2 protein-coding genes are annotated in these 17,102 nt (G+C 50.6%); both read right to left on the reverse strand.

The genetic code is table 11. The features are described 5' to 3' along the window. Position 1: 1 nt before the first annotated feature. Positions 2 to 9,229, reverse strand: coding sequence for a Tc toxin subunit A-related protein (locus GWG06_RS28640; RefSeq protein ID WP_160717892.1), 9,228 nt, complete (start codon positions 9,227 to 9,229; stop codon positions 2 to 4). 74 nt (positions 9,230 to 9,303) lie between these two features. Then, positions 9,304 to 16,917, reverse strand: coding sequence for a SpvB/TcaC N-terminal domain-containing protein (locus GWG06_RS28645; protein ID WP_160717894.1), 7,614 nt, complete (start codon positions 16,915 to 16,917; stop codon positions 9,304 to 9,306). Positions 16,918 to 17,102 lie beyond the last annotated feature (185 nt).

Here is a 17,102-nt window from a genome sequence, read left to right on the forward strand (position 1 = left end):
ATCAGGTGATTGAATAATTAATAATCAGGAACAGTGATGCGATGGCATCTGCCGGCAGTGACCTGAAATCCGGGGCATCCGTTGCTTTCAGCTTAATCGTCCAGCTTTCCTTGGGAACTGCTGCTCCTTTGTCAAACGCCTTGACGGCACGGTGCAATCCGCCATATACCTTATCTGCTTTCATATCCAGCCAGTCCGTGGGGTTAACACCTGCCGGAGACAGCATCACCTTGTATACCTTGTCGTTGTCTTTCATCTGAGCCACCACTTCAATGCGGGCTGCTTTTTTCTGCGGGAAGGCGCGGGTGAAGTATGGCAACCGTTGCAGCAGGGTATCCAGTTTTAATACCTGGTCGTTACCGGCAGCAGGGTGTAAAAACTGATGCCACTGATCCGGGAATTCCTGTTGTATATCCAATACGCGGAACAGTCCTGTATTACTTGCCGCCAATGCCAGCTGGTTTAGTTGTTCCGGCAGTTCTGCGGCAGCATATTGCCGCAGCTCAACGCCGCCATCGCGGGCAGTGTACCGGAAGTGGAAAATCAGATCGGCTATCGTATCAAAATCAAACTGTTTACAGTCTTTGTTGAGTTTAATATGCCAGGAGCTGACAGCGCCCGTTCCTTCGAAAGGCAGGTAGCGTTCATCTCCGAAACTGAGTTCAAAGAGGCCGTGATCGTTCTGTGCCGAACTGGTGGTGATGGTTTGATGTGACGCTACCTCATCACGGAACCTTGGATCCGGGGTAGTCAGATCTCTGGCGTATTTACCGTTTCCGCTCAGCGTAGCATCCTTACGCAGCTGGTTGCCCGTCTGGGTCAGCGTGCAGGCAATGGTAGTGTACGGCCCTGAAATACAGGGGATAGATATGCTCAACGTTTTAATACGTCTGAAATAGTGTCCCGGATAATCCATGTCAAACAATGCTTCCGGAATATTCACAAAACAGGCTCCTTCCTGTTTCAGTTTCAGCAAAGCTACCGGGTCCAGCAGGGAAAGAGATACATGCTTCGATAATTCGTGCTGGCGGCGGTTTTGTTCATAGTAAGCCGTTTCCAGGCGTTTGAGGTCATGATAGAGGTGTTCGCCGCAAAGCAGTCCCTTCTTCAGGCTATCCCAGTAGCCCGGCTGCACATAGTTGGAATCACTGAGTCCCAGCTCATAGCGGTAGCACATTTCCGTACGCCGGGCCATATCGGATGCCAGCTGATAGGACTGGAAATATACGGCAGACAGCTGACTACCCATCCAATCGTATAATTCCCGGTTAGTAAACCTGCTGTGCATGAATTCTTCTTCTTTCTCCATGTTCAGCTTTTGTTTATCATGATTTACCAACTCCTGTTCAGCCATACTGCAGCGGATTTCAGCAGCAGCAATCTGTTTGTCCATCTGCGGCAGTTCCAGCTCTGCCAGGCGTTGCTGCAGCCCCCATTCTTCCGCACGTCTTTCATAGCCGGCAGCCGTCAGCATCAGGCCGGCTGTTTTATCCAGCGTAGCGCCGATGGTCTGTAAGGTTCTCACTGCCATTTCAGCGCCGTTACCAATTTCATTACCGCCAAATTTAACCTGAACGGTAGGCGTACCACCGAAGCCTGCTGAACCGGCGAGGAAGGAAGGTATCAGCTTCAGTCCTCCGGATGTAACAAATCCGGCAGCGACGGCAGCATCGATTACAGTAGACGCCACAGACAAACCATACGCCATTTTTTCTCCATCTTTCCATCCTTCATTGACGAGACGGGTATAGTAATCTTTCCTTTCCGTGGTAATTTTTCTGGCTTCCCGCAATCCTTCCAGGTTACGCTGTGCTTCTTCCAGCTGTTTCACCTTTACCAGTCTGACAGCATCCTGCATATTGCGTTCATGGCCGGCGCGCAGGAGTGTAAAGGATTCAGCATCCTTTTTTTCCAGGGCAGAGAGCATTGCGCCGCCAAGACTTCTCACCTCATTACATAAGTCGAGTGCGCGGGGCAGCATAAAGCTAAAACGATAGAAAGGCAACGGAGCCTGCAGTGCACCGGGCACGCTGCCAGGTTCCAGGCCTGCAGCGCCGGCTCTTATCAGCATGGCCGGGTCTATCGGCGGATCAAACAGTGGCAGCTGCTGCGTCTGACCGTCATAGTTCATGCAGTGCCTGATTTTATACAGGCGGTCTGCCACCGTATCCCACATAGCCGTCAGCTTTTCGTTGTGCGGGATGCCAAAGTAAAGTACATCCAGGCGGGGCAGCTCCGGCCGGTCTTCTTCCGGAGTACCGGCGGCTGGTACTGTTGGCAGCAGGTTCTCTACTTCCGCAAGCGCGTTACCGAAATTATCGACACCATCCTTTTCAAGCTGGTACCAGGTTTTCACGGGCGATCCTGTTTTAGCCGGAATGCTGACAGGACGCGGGCCCAGTATGGCATCGGCCAGTATGTACAGCTGTGTGGCTTCATTGACAGACTCAATGGTATTCCTGCGGAAGAGCTGATCGGCCCAGGCAATAATCGTCTGGATATATTTCATCAGCACATTTTTCTGATAGGCCACCGTACGCATACGGGCAACCAGGTGCGGATTAAAGGGGTTATCCCTCCATTCGCTGACCTGCATCATTCCTTCCAGGTCGTTTCTGGCTATGGCCTGCATCAGGTTCTCTATTCTTTCTTTATAGTAATCTGCTCTGGTAGTTTCATAAAACGGTTTTGTAATCCAGAATTTCTGTTGCGGCGTTTTTTTATCTGCAATGGTATTATCTGTGTTAGCAGGATTGAAAATGTAGTGATACCATTCCAGCGCTTCTTCAAACTGCTGATTAGCGGCCAGTTTGTTTGCTATATAAAACGGCGCATGGAAAAACAGCTCCCAGTTATAGGACGCGTAGGCTCCCCTGTAGGAGAAGTCCACATCTTCCACGGGGAAAGACATTGTTTTATCCGGCAGCCTGTAGTTGGGGGTTACCAGGTGCGTAGGCTTGTAATAGTCAGCAAACTTAAAAGGCAGCGGGCTGTCAGGGATCGTGTGCGGCGCTATCTGAATACGCCGGTTCAGCAAACCTTTGATTCCTCCGGCATTCAGCTCTTTAATAAATAATTCTGCGAAAGGATGATAATGTATCTGAAAGAGGAAAGCGCCATCCTGATAATATTGCCATTCGTAGCTGTGCTGTTGCTGCCAGTTGCTGGCATAATAATCTACCAGGTAATTGCGCCGGGCATCCCAGAAAAAGAAGGAACCGAATTCAGAGAATGCAGCTGCTTTGGCATCAATGACAGTAAAGCTGGCTCCGGGTTTGATACTGTTCAGCAGCTTAAAGCTGTCTTGCGCCGCATAAGCCAGCACTTCTGCAGCAGATTTATCTGCTTCCAGGCTGGTAAAGTAAAAATTGTATACGCCTGAATGGTGCTGCAGCAGGTTATTTCTGAAAGTGCTTTCATGAGCGCCGATCAGGTATTCCTGTTGTTGATTCAGCGGCAGTATCTGTTTACCGCTCATGCCGAAGCCGGTATTTCCACGCAGGGCAAGTTGCGGTTTATTGCTGAACATGCGTACATCAATGCCTTGCATGATGCGGGTACGGAAAGCAATATTCTCGCGAAAGTCGCCCCCCAGATCACTTTGCTTCAGTGAAACAGTGGTATCCGATACGGTTTTCGGCGTCCATTTACCTTTCTTCAATTCACTCCAACAGAGGTTAATATCCCAGTACTTAGTGGCGGCAGGCAGCTGATAGTCTTTGTCCAGCTTAGGAATGGGCACTGTATCCGGTGCAGTGGCTTTTTCCAGGAACTGCGGCCATAAGAGGAAAAGCCTTTTATTATGCACACCGGCCATGAGGTGGTTCCCGGTAATATCGGCATCAATTTTTTCCCAGGGCAGCCAGCGGCCTCCGTTGATGCGTTTCCGGTAGTAATACTCAGGTGCCAGGCTGCTGCGGGTACGGGCAAATACGTGTAAGGCAGACTGATCTCCTATATTGACTTCATTATAGATAGCCCTGGTTTCCAGGTTGGCTACTTTATCCAGTTTTTCCAGATAGTTGAGATAGGCTTGTGTGGCATTGTCGTTGTCTACATCATTCTGCATGAGTTCATTTTCCAGTTCCCGGAAGAAAGGAGATTTTTCATCGCGTAGTTCAGGTTCCAGCCAGTTTTCAGGATACAGGAACACTTTGCGGTTGGCTTCCCATACGCGGTAGTACTTCATCCATTTCCACTGCTTCCATCTCGCGTCTGTATCTGTGTTGGCAATGATGTCAGTTTCCAGGTTCAGCAGGCAGCGTTGCACAAACAGCTGGGCGGCGGCTACTGCCTGTTTCAGACGGGAGGTGCGCATACAGTGACCCATCTCCACATCGATGAGGAAGTGATTGTACAGTCCGTGTTCATTGGTCCAGTATTGTCCTTTCGACTGGTCAGGATGTGTCAGCAGCCAGCTTACGAGGGCATTACGTTTTTGTTCCCGGAAGATATCCTGCAATGGTTTGATGACGTCCTGCCATTGCTGCAGCGTATACCGGGCCTTTATCGTTTGTTTCATGCTTTCCGCCACAGCGGCATCCGGTGCTGGTACAGCCCAGGAGAGCACTCTTTCTGCGCGTACTCCTACCCTGTTTATCACCTGCATACAGGCGGAGAGCCGCAGCAGGTTAGCCGGTACTTTCAGGTCCTGAAGCAGGTTCCAGCCAAAGGCAGTGATGCAGCTGTTGATATCTGTCATTTCCCAGCCGGTTAGTGTAGCCATTTCCGTTATAACGGCATCTTCATTTTGTCCGCTGAGCAAAATATCCAGCCATTCGAATGCGGTGAGCGCCGGCGCCAGCAGGTTACGTTTCCAGGTAAAGAAATCCGTGAGACGCATCCACTGCTCAAAAACTGCCGTACCCCCTTCATCCGTGGGGAGTGTGGCCGGATGCAGCCATTCCATATCCCCAGCATGTGTTCCCTGCAGCCACCAGTCCAGTTCTTCCGGCTTCATCTTCAGCCTGCTGATGATGAGCGCATGTTTATGCAGCAGACGAAGACATTTATACAGGGTGGCAAAATTACTTTCAGACAGTTCAAGATATTTCCCATCCGGTTGTTTTTCCAGCAGCCTGCTATCAGTGAAAGCTGCCAGTAAAACGCCGGTAGTTCCTGGTAAGATCACCTGACTGAGTAACTGTTCCATATGCGCCATGCTGATGCGGAAGATGTCCGCCAGCTGCTGTCTGACAAACGCTTCCAGCAAGGCTTTGCGTTCAGCAACAGATTTCAGCGCAGTATCATCCGTAATTTTCTGCATGGCTTCGCGCAATACCTGCAGTTGCAGTACAATTTCCTTTTCGCCCAGCCCTGTTTCCTTCCGTAGTATTGTCTGATGCGCTATGAGGTAATCTGTTTCCGCGATAGTGAAGCCGGCATTTTTTATTTTACCGCTCAGGGCAACGAATGACAAGGTAGCAGCCGGATCACTGAAGGGATCTTCACCCCACAGACTTTTCAGCCGCAGCATTTCGGGGATACTGAGCCCGGTCATACCTGCCAGGATGGTGAGGCGGTACAGGCTGCTCAGTGTGGCCATATCCAGGGGGGAGATGGCAGACAGGTCAATATCTGCCAGCAGTAGTATCAGTTCCTGTTCCGTAATACCCAATGCCGCCAGTATGCCCGGAATAAAAAGCTGTACTTCACCGCGGATGTCAGCAGGATTTTCCGGAAAAACGGCCACGGCATCTACCAGCTTATTGCGGAACAACTGCTGATAACGTGTAGGCATAGGCGTTACACCCGGTACCCCGGTAGCGTATACTGTATGATCTATGTCATTGTACAATGCCAGCGCTTCCTGCCATTCCAGCTTAAACTCCCTGCTGATACGGCTGATCCCGGCCAGCTGCTGAATGACACTATCTGTCAGTTCCTTACCCTGTGAAGGATTGCCGGGATTAATATCAGGCAGGGCCATATCCAGCAGGTGCATGGTGCATCCTGTTTTCCGCCAGAGGCGGATGAAGCGGTGTATCCTGCTCAGTGCCGGAGCATCCAGCCCGGACAAGGACAGCCGGTTAACATCACAAACATTGTTTGCTTCAGTACCGGTGACAACAATATTTCCTGCCGGGTTGACGAAGCGCAATTGCAGCAGCTGCAGCAGTTCTTCATATTTCAGACCGCTTCTGTGCAGCATTACAGGCATGGAGGTCAGGATCTCAGTCCAGGTACCGGTCAGATTAGTGCTGGTATCCGCAGGCGTCGCCGGATGCGGGATATTGTTGCCGGCTTCTTTCAGTCCCCAGAAATCCCAGGGCATTTTATCAGGCAGTGTGTCCGTAATGATTTGTCCTTCTGTTGCTGATAACCCCAGCCATGCAATACCGGCAGCTAATGTATCCGTCTTCATTTCCCCGCTCGCCGGCGTATGCCCGAATAGCTCCAGCAGCTGCGGCTGTGATACGCCCAGGTGTTCCAGGTAAGCGCGGCTTTGCACCAGCCACAGGTTAAAGGGCAGGCTGAAAGGAAATACTTCCTTCGCCAGTGTATGATAGGCTGGCAGGTTGGTGTATTCAGGGTGTGCCAGCAATTCCGCCGGAGACAGATGTGTCTGGCGGGTAGGCTGCATCCGGATACCATCTGCTGATACAAATGCTTTGTAAGCATGATGGCTGTCGCGTACCGCCCAGGTATTACGGCTGTCGGGTGCATATACCGTAGCAGTGTCTGCTACCGGCAGTCCGGCGGTATGCATGGCTTTTTTAATTTCCGTGCTGATAACACCCGGCGTGAGCACCGCATTCGTATTGATTTTAACAGCTACCGGCTGCTGTACGGCATCTTCCAGTATTTCATTTACCAGGTCGATATAGGGCAGTGCAGTGTTGGTATTATCACAGCTCAGTTCCATTTCTCCCAGGTCGGGCCGGCGTTCCAGCAGTACGTCCTTCACTTTCTTCCCGGCATGTATGCCGGTACCATGGGTATTTCTTTCCTTCAGGAAGCGGAGTATATCCACATAGTGTGCAGCGGCGCTGTATACAGAACGGCATTCGCTGCAGGCGCAATAATGCTGTGATCCGAAGAGAGAGCCCAGATCTGGCAGCTCAGCTATTTTGTCCTGTAATGCCGATACCAGGGAGAAGCCCGGCTGCGATGTAACGCCAGGCAGCGGAGATGGCACCATAGCCGGTATAGCGCCATTCACCGCCCTGTTATAGGTACCGTAAAAGGATAACGCCAACGCATATGCGTTTTCTGCCTTCTGGAATATTTTTTTACTTTCAATAGCGTTGATATTCCGTTGCTGCATCAGCGACATGAACTGTTGCAGCCCCATAAAATAAATCTGCTGGGCAGAGTCGAGGTTTACATCCATGACCGCAGTAACAGAACGGAAGGTGGGATTCAGTTTAAACACGCGCTGAATGGACTTCAGGGCCGCAATGGTTCCAGGCGGATCCGGCAGCTGGACCACCACCTCCGGGTGTTCTCCCACGATAACGTCGATACGGTCATTTTCCAGTTCCAGGTCCGGTAATTCGCGCAGGATGATATCAATATCCGAATCCCTCGGCAGCATTTTGGGGCCGTTATCCGGCATCTTGCCGGCGGCAGCAGCAGCCTGCATTTTCATCTTTGCTCTGGTGAAGTTCCCTGCAAAAGCTGTAGTAGGATAATTACGTTCAAAACTCTTTTCCAGTATGGCGGCAAAGAATTGTTCCTTCTCTTCCGTGGTCTGCCCATCCATATTTGCGGGGTAGCCAACAGGTTTACCATCCGGTCCGGTGCTTCTGATAACCTCCAGCCACTCCGCCTGATCGTAGCGGGCGAAGTCCCGTTTGGCAGCCGTTGTACCGCTGCTGATATTTTCGTGCAACGCTGCCACCATTGGTACGTGGTTGCGGGTCAGCGCGCCGAGGTCGAAGCTAAGCCGGAGGCTTTCAATATCCTTCTGTTCAAAGACCTTGTCATCTTCCAGTTTTTTCCAGAGGTCTTTCAGCGAGCCATCATGGCCGGCATAGGCCGTCATGAATTTCGTCTGCTCCTGCGCCACTGCGGGCGTCAGCTGAATCAGTTCGCTGACGGAGCCTTTACCGCCTCCTACATTTTCATCTGCCGCATAGTGCAGTTTTATTTGGTGGAAAGCATCGAGTATGCCGGCGGTACCTTTCTTGTATTTTACAGGCGTATAGTTTTCTGTAAATGCTTTCAGCAGAATTTCCTGCAGCAGCTCTGCAGATATGTTTACCAGGGCTTTGAGGATTTTATCTTTCACCGGTTCCGACTTGTCTTTATCCAACAGATCCAGCAGAAGTGCATCCGTGAGCATACCGGGCTGTCCCTGGCGCATGCAGCCGAAAAGTACCGCAGCTTCTACCGGCAGCTGCCACCGTACAGTTCTTTCCGCGAGGTGGAACGCAGCTACCCAGGTAGCTACCAGATGTTGCGTGTGGCCGGTTTCACCTGCAATAAAAGAGATATCCTGGTATAGCGCATCTTCCTTTAATTCAAGCGGAGCAATACCTCCGAGCAGGGGGGTAAATAAACCGGTCAGCACCTCCCATTCGGTAGCACCTTTATACTCCACGTTGCTCAGATTGATATTCACTTCCAGCTGTGCAGGCGCATTGAAATAAACAGGCGTTTTAAACAGTATACCACCTTTGGTGTCGTAGGCTTTTACGATGATGTCCGCACTGCCTTTTTCCGGGATGCTGAATTGTTCCTTTTTGTACTGTATGCTGTACTTTCCCTTATTGGATTTTGTTTTGCCCAGGGACTGTTCTGTACGCATGTCCCGGTCAAATACCTCGATGGCAATATCGTGCATCAGCTCCCCGGACTCATTGCGGATAACGCCGGAAACGGCAAGGGTATCTTCATTGGGTTTAGGGCAGTGATGATGATGATCGTCATCATCGTCATCATCACAGTGTTCATGATGATGATCCTTGTCATCAATCTTCATGTCTACAATTACCTGTTTATCGGGTTTACATTTAGCTTTATCTTTTCCTAGCAGTTTATCCTGCTGATAGATACAGATGTATATTTCTGCTTCACCATCTTTTACCTGCAGTTTTTTGAAATCGGCATCCGTACAGGTGAGGGAATACTTACCTTCTGCATTGGTGACAATTTCCTTACCGGAAGGGGTGGCGCCGTTTCCGGGTTCTGCGTCGAGTGCGCGCACGGTAAGGTCAGGGAGCGGGTTGTTTTTCTTATCAGTGATACGACCACTGATAAGGTAGGTTTTAATTTTTTGAGGCATAAAAAATAATTGAAGAGGTAAATATTTTGTGAGATTTATTTGAATCAGGAAGGTAATAGCTGCAGCTGTCTTGATTACCATCCATTCCTGGCCAGCCAAGTGTCGAGTTCTCTGGTACCTTCTCCTATCATTACCTGAGTAGGGCCTGCACCATGATAGTCCCATGATTCCAGTACTACCGGCGCAGCAACACCTCCGGAAAAAGCCATCATCGCATCATCTACCAGCCCTCCTGCTACGCCCAGGGCGAAAACACCGAGATATGTTGGTATTTTTGAAATGGTATCACCTCTGACACTATCGAAGGTTTTAGCAGCTTCATTGTGTGCACCAAGTAAGGTAAGGGCTCTGCCGGCGAACTTTAATCCTTTCAAACCATAGTTAGCTGCACTATAGAGATACCGTTTGAAGGCAGAAGGTGGTACAACCATTTCACCCGTAAGCGTTACCCTTGCATCTTCCAATCTGCTAATAGCTTCCGGAGGAATCTCTCCCTTGATTAACGCTTCCTGTTCAATAGCCTGATTCGCAAGATAAGTAGTGGCTCTTTGCCGGTCTACAGGATTTCGTTCTCTAAATTCCTTCACCATTTCCTTTAATTCCTTATTACGCGTTATTTCTACTGATTCAGGTAAAGCATCGGCGTTAATCAGATAAAGTGTCCCGTAAATATTCAACTCTCCCTTAGCCGCACCTGTCAGATTCTCAGAAACAGCGATATAAGCACTATCCTGAAGATAGTATTGATAAACCCTTCCTGCGTAAGTTTCCGTTATCACTTCTGTCAGATTTCCAAGTGCATGTTCAGCAGGAATGGCTATCTTAGCGGGATTTCTTGGTTTCATGCCCAATAAAGTAGGAGAAGGATTTACGAATACATGCTCAGCCAGCAGACCTCCGTCATTAACAGGTTTGGGGTGACCACTGGCTCTTACAAAAGTATCCGGTCCTGGTAATATTAATGCCTCTACTGAAAACTTCTTCACACCAGGTGGAGCCACCAGGTTGTAGCTTTCAGGAATGGCAACACCCGCTGCAGTCGTCAACTTCGTAGCTCCTTTATGCTCATCCTCCGTTTTCACTTCATTTTTACCGGACGGATCATACATGGACACTGGTCTATTTTTAACATAGGAATAGTAATTGATACCGGCTTGTATCCCTATCGGATCCGCGCTCAGCCACCGTCCCAGCCAGGGCAGATAATACCGCGCGCTATGATACTCCAGTCCTGTTTCTTCATCCCTTTCCATGCCGGTATAACGATAACGCTTATACGCAGATTTAATCGCTGCACTCACTGCCTGATATGCGGTAGTACCAAACGGATGATACTCTTCATAAGAGATGACCTCCGCGGCTGCATCCAGTTCCAGGGAAGCGGAGCCTATATGGTTATGCAGCTGGTAACGCACCAGCTCCTGCTCCGTACCATCGTTCACTTCATTGCGGGTTTCTATCATCACAAACCGGTGGCCCTGATCCAGAAGGCTCAGCGTAGTCCTTCGCAGCCCGGCGTCAGCGCCGGTGTGCTTCTTATATAGTTCAAAGCCGGCCACGTATATGCGCTCTTCCTTGATGGCAGGGATAGCGCCTGCGGGAGCAGCATGGGTTGTAATTTTACGTATACGTTGCCCCTGCCCGTCGTACTGGTACCAGGTAGTTTCAGGAGTGCCGCCGTCTGTACGCCGCTGTTTCACGGTGCGGAAGACTTCTTCCTTAAAGTTCCATCCTATGTCTTCCAGGTGTGGCAGTGCTGTCATGAAGCCATGTTGTTCATGATGCGGATATTGGTAGGTATAATTACCGGATACGGTCTGCCGCAACCTGTTACTGGCGGTATCATAAGTATAGCTGCGCGTCCAGTTGTTACCGGTGGCCTGGTGCTGCATGGTAACAATATTCCCGACGGCATCATAGCGGTAGCGCTGTGTGTAGTTGCGCATGGCTACGGGATCGCCCGGATGCAGGCGGCTCAGAAACGGCGCATCATTCCAGTTGTCCTGCATATCAAAAAGCAGGGCGGCATTGTTTTCTTTCCCGGAGGCTTCCAGCAGCCGGTACAGGGCATCATAGGTATAGGTGGCGGTATCCGTGATTTTTGTGTTCTGAAAAAAGGTTACCGGGATGTTACTGTCTGTTATATGCGTAATGTTTCCTGCGGCGTCGTAAGTATAGCGCCAGTCCTGCAGCGGATCGCTATTCTGCCGTCTGGTTTCCAGCCGGTTGAGGCGGAAAGTCTCCCGGTCATAATAATAGTGCGTGATGACGTTATTGCCGTAAACAATCCTGCTGCGCTGCCTTTTCTCATTGTAGTCAACCGACCTGATATAAACGCTGGCTGCAGCAGCGCCTGCGTGCGTCACTGTTTCTCCTGCCAGCAAGCCACCTTCATTATACGCCGGTACAATGAGACTGCCGTCCGGGGCCTGCTGCCGGGTGATGCGGCCCAGTGCATCAGTTTCCGAGGCGAAGGTAAAGCTCTCCGCTTCCAGGTTTGTATCCGGATCATCAGACAGCCAGTTGGGTGTTTCTTCGTATTTGCTATATAATTTTCGTGTAACCGATAACGGTAGTCCTTTAAAATCGTAGGCGGGCGTGGAGGTCAGTCCGGCGGTATCATACTGCCGGAGGGGTTTCCCGCGCAGGTTCAGCTGTACGGCATCGGGATGTGCTTCTCCGTATATGATACGGCTGATGATATGATTCATGGGCCGGGGGCCGTCGCCGCCGGATACACCGATGGTAGTGGGACGGTGCAGGATGTCGTAACTATAATGCAGCTCATGTCCGCGCTCATCCCAGGTACGAAGCGGGTTACCAAGAATGTTTGTCAGCAGCCAGCGCCTGCCGGCATCCATGCTGTGCTGATACACCTTATTTCCCGGCATATCGTACTGGTATTGTACAACGGTATTGTTCCGCGCATCTGTTATACTGCGCAGGTTGCCGGTAATATCCAGATGTGTGCGGGTATAATAATATTCATCTTCCCCGCTACCGGCGGTGCGGTTATGTGCTACTGTCAGTATACTTCGGCCCAACGTATCCAGGTGTTGCGTACCGGGGGTATCCGCATACCTGGCGGAAGCGGCAGCAGCGGACTTCTCCCGTTCAGGATCCTTACCGGCAGCTAACAATGCTGCATCTATGCGCCTGTCAATCCGATTGCGGTACCAGTCACTTTCCATGACGGTGTCGCCGGTATCGTAGCTGTGTTGCAGCCAGCTGTTGAAAACGGTTTTACTGAATGTGCCGTCAGGCATTTCGGTACGGATAACCCTGCCGGGGGCATCGTAGCAGATCAGCGGGGTGACGCCTGTTTCTACCAGTTCCCTGATATCTTCAAAATGGTGGCTGACAGAAAAGTAGGGTTCATATTGCTTTACCGGATTGCCTTTGTTGTTGAGTACCGTGCGGCCATTTCCCAGCCAGCGCAGCTGCACCGGAGTGACGGCGGCGGTATTTACTGTTGTTATTTCGTAACTGTTATCGGGCCGGATGATTACCTGTTTGGCCATGCCGGGTTCTGCCTGTACTTTTTTCATCATCACCTGTCCCAGCCCGTTGGTATATTCAAAGCTGAGCTGCACGGAAGCGTCCTTCTGATGCCGGAAATGCGCTTCCCGCGCAATACCGGCTACCACAGGCGGTTTCCCGTTGTTGCGGAATGAGTTCAGGTCATATACAAACCTGGTGGTGGCATGGCCCAGCAATTGTTTTCCCAGTTTCCGGAGCTGCACGGAATCCGTTGCCTGAAAGAACTGAGTGATGAGCGCCATTTCTGCGGCAGATGTACTTTCCGTCAACCCTTCCAGGTCATCTGCTTCATCCCCTTTTCCCAATACCGCCACGGCTTTTACTAGCCCCAGTTCATCTGTCAGCGCGGCGGTGATATTATCATTGCTGTCTTTTATACTTTGAGGGGAAAGCGTCCGGAAGTTAAAGCGGATAACATTTGTTTTATTGCCGGCAGCATCTGTGATTGCTTCTACCAGCAGAAAATAGTTGCTGTAGTATTGCACTGTTGTACGCGTACCATACGGATCCAGGTAAGCCATGGGGGCGTAAAACCTGTTCTGTGCGTCGGTTTCCGTTTCTCCGGCATGCAGATATACTACGGTACCGGAACGTATCCACCAATTGTCATCGCCTTCGCTGTGGGTAAATTTACCTTCCGTAAGCAGGCGGTCATTCACCCTGTCGCCGAAGATATACGTTACCGATGCCGGCGTATAGGCCAGGCGGAAGCTCTCCGCCGGAATGCCCTTCGATTCCAGCTGGTACAGCGGTAGTGCTTCACGGAGATTATTCTTATAATAGAGGCTACGCGTATGTTCCAGCAGGCGATGCTGCGGGAAGGGATTTCCGGCTACCGGATGATATGGCACTTCTGTTGTGATGTCAAGTATATCTTTGAAATCATTCACTGTGTACCAGAGATCATTTGCAGGCTGCATTTTCAGTTCAAATGATTTTGTTTCTGCGGGTAGCCGTAAGCGGTAGTCTGATGTTGATATTACATCATTGGTATATTTATATTGTGAGAAGATGATATGGTGCTGTTGCTGCTCATGCTGTACATCTGCGGGCAGCGCAGCATCGGCCACCCGGCGCGGATAAGCTACCACCGCTTTTTCCAGCACATTGCCGTATTCATCCTGCTTCAGATTCAGCTGATGGGATATACGCGGGTCTGCTATATTCCGTTCATACTGCCAGGTAATGGATTCACTTTCCCGGACGATAAAAACGGCATGCCGGTTCTGTCCTTTGGGCTGCAGCAATTCGATCACACAGTTGGCGGTGGCTACGGAAAATGGCGTAAGTGCCTGCTGTAACTGCTCCGGGGTAGCGCCGGCAGCGGGTGCATCATCGGCAAATACTTCTGTCCGCAGCGCCATGCCCCTGCAGGCGCGCAGTGCTTCGCGCCATTCCTGTACGTCGGGCGTGGTACTGATTCCCGGCGCTGTTATCAGCCGCGCATCCGGCAGGGTTACTTCCTGGTGGGTTACGGTATAGCCGCTGCGTTTCATTACCTCATACCAGTATTCATGCGCATACTGCCCCAGTATATTTTCCCTGTTCAGAAAAGCGCCTGTGTGAAACCATGTCCGGGTAATCACCGGTTCCTGGTGCAGTGGCTGTGATACAATATTGGCGGCATCTCCTTTTACCCAATGATCAAAATTTTCAGTATCGGTCTGCGTTACCATTCCAAAGCCGCGGAACTCGCGTTCCGCATGATCGTAGTAGCCATGATGATAGGAATAGGCGCTGGCAAAACGGTGACCGGAGATGAGGTCCCTGGTTTCTGTGCCGGAAATACAGTGTACCGGGAAGTGTAGTCTGGTAATCCATGGGCGGCCCTGCTGCTGATCGTCCAGGTAATATTTTGTGGAAGGGGTATACTGCAACGAGGTTATCTTTCCCATACCATTGCTGCAAGCAGTCATCAGCCAGGGTTTACGCCCATCCATCAGATCAATGTAACGCAGACTGGCGTCGGCTTCTCCCGGCAGGCTGCCCGACCATACTATACATGGCACACCATTTCCCAGCAGGTCTGTAATGCTTACACGGGATTGCGGATGTATGGCGGGAAACGGCGTTATTTCAAAAGGGACGGCGCTGAAACTGTTTCCGCAGGCATTCATCCAGCAGCTGAACTTATTTTTACCCAGATAGATAATGTCCGGCGTACCGGAGCCATCTATATCTGCCAGCTGTAACCAGGCAGGGTTAAAGGCTTCCGGGGTATCAAAAACAGGTGCATTTTCCATGGCCACCTTAGCGCCGAACCGGCCATAGCCTGTATTGGGCCAGTAGCAGATTTCACCATTCCTTACACGTACGATATCCGTCAGGCCGTCGCCGTTCATATCGGCCAGGAAAATGGTCTGCTGCGGATCGGCAAATATCACTGCAGGTCCCTGTTCTTCATCTGCCGGCCGGCGTACCTTGCAGGCTGCGGCAAATCCATCCTTTCCGGCAGACGGGTACCAGGTAAATACCTCCTCTTCTGTTATCAGCAGATCTGCTTTGCCATCACCATTCATATCCAGCATACGCATGTTGGCATCGCTGAAATCAATATTAGGCAGCTGGCGGAAGGTGCGGAAGCTTTCCCAGTTACCTTCATCATTGAGCGGGAAGTAGCCTTCCGGCGTTGCCTGAAGGGCTGCCAGTTGCTTTTCCCCGTTGGCTTCCAGGTCTGTCAGCAGCCAGTCAGCACTTCCTGCAAATGAAGGCCGCGAAGTTACCGGCATAGCTTGTGTAAAGCGGCCTTCGCCCAGGTTACGCTTATAGTACCAGCCATCCTGCGTAGTTGTTAGGATACCCGCTATTCCTTCGTTGTATAAATCTGTGAACAGCGTATTGTGATCCAGTCCTCCGGGCAGATGCACCAGCGAGGAGGCATCGATATTTTTCACTGTCCTGCTCCACTGTGGCTGCTGGTAGGTGAATGTCACAGGAGGCAGGCGCTTACTGGTATAGGAGCCATCGTCACTTTTAATATAGCCGGCAACGTTAGTTGTTTCCAGTAAGGTAAGATATGGTGTATTGCCGGTATTATACCCGAAGCAGACCGACTTCACCAATGCACTGCCACCGGGTAGTTCAGGAAAATGATGAAAGAGCAGCACTCTTTTACATAGGCGGGTGGTACGTATTTCAAAGCCTGCCTTAAAGGAGGAGAACGGGTCCTGGCGGAAATCCCATGCCTTTATCTTTTCAAACGGCGGCTGTGTATCATATTCTCCATAATCAAAAACATTCCGGAAAAAGTAATCCGCTGCTGCCGGAAAAGTATCCGTCAGCTTTTTATACGGTGTTTTATTACCGTATAAAATAGTTTCCAGGTAACGGTTAGCATAGGTTACAACGCCCTGGTGCAGCCGGTTTTTATTATATGCCCTGGACATATCAAGCCCGGCGGCGTCTTCTGTTTTATAAATATAATGTGCACAGTTTCCCTTGTCGTCAAATACAAATTCCGGCAGCCATTCAAAGATACGGGTATCATCCGCGGGATCTGTGAGTCTTGCAGCGGCCGTCCATCCGTACAGGGTGGTAGTATTATCTTTCGTCATCATCCGCCAGCGGATGGTTGTGGCATCCTTCGCTGTCCAGCGTTCTATGCGGGCAAACAGCCCTTCTGTTCTGGGGCGGAACAAACGTATGGAATACAGCGCATCTGCGGAATCATATTCTTCATATATATAGCGGCCATCAGCTTCCTGCGGAAAGGCGCCGTCGGCATTCCGGTGAAACACCGGCACCAGGTCTTCCGCACCGGAGAACAGATATACATCACTGTCCGTCGCATCCCGGTATTCAGGAATTTTTTTATCTGTTTTTCTGCTGATCCGCGGTAATGCTAATGCCCAGCCCATGCCAAAGATGCCGTTGCCTTCTCCGGAATTATAGGTGAGGGACAGGCCGGGGGCTGCACCGCGTGCAGGCGCTACCGGTAGAGGTATGGTAAAGGCGGCGGTACCGTTCACGGCATTGACGGAAAACTGTTCATCAATCCCTTTCAATGCGCCTCCTCCCTTTGGCAGGTTGATGGCCGGAATAACCATCTGACCGGAACTGCGGGCCTGATTATCCTGAACAGCGGCAGCTGTTTTTGCAGGAGCGCTTCCGGCATAAGGGCCGCCGGCTCCACGAGTAGTAGCATCCATAAATACAGGTTATCGGGGGTTTAAAATAATTTTTCACTTACTGACAATAGCTATTAACAGGATGTGAAAGTAGAATTATATGGCCGCCCCCTTTTCAGTACTACTACTGATTTGCTGAATAAAGGAGTATTACTTATCTGCAAAAAAAGAGAGAAAGACGTAACGTCTTTCTCTCTGTATAATCT

Origin of the sequence: Chitinophaga solisilvae (assembly GCF_009928525.1) — a bacterium.
GTDB lineage: Bacteria > Bacteroidota > Bacteroidia > Chitinophagales > Chitinophagaceae > Chitinophaga > Chitinophaga solisilvae.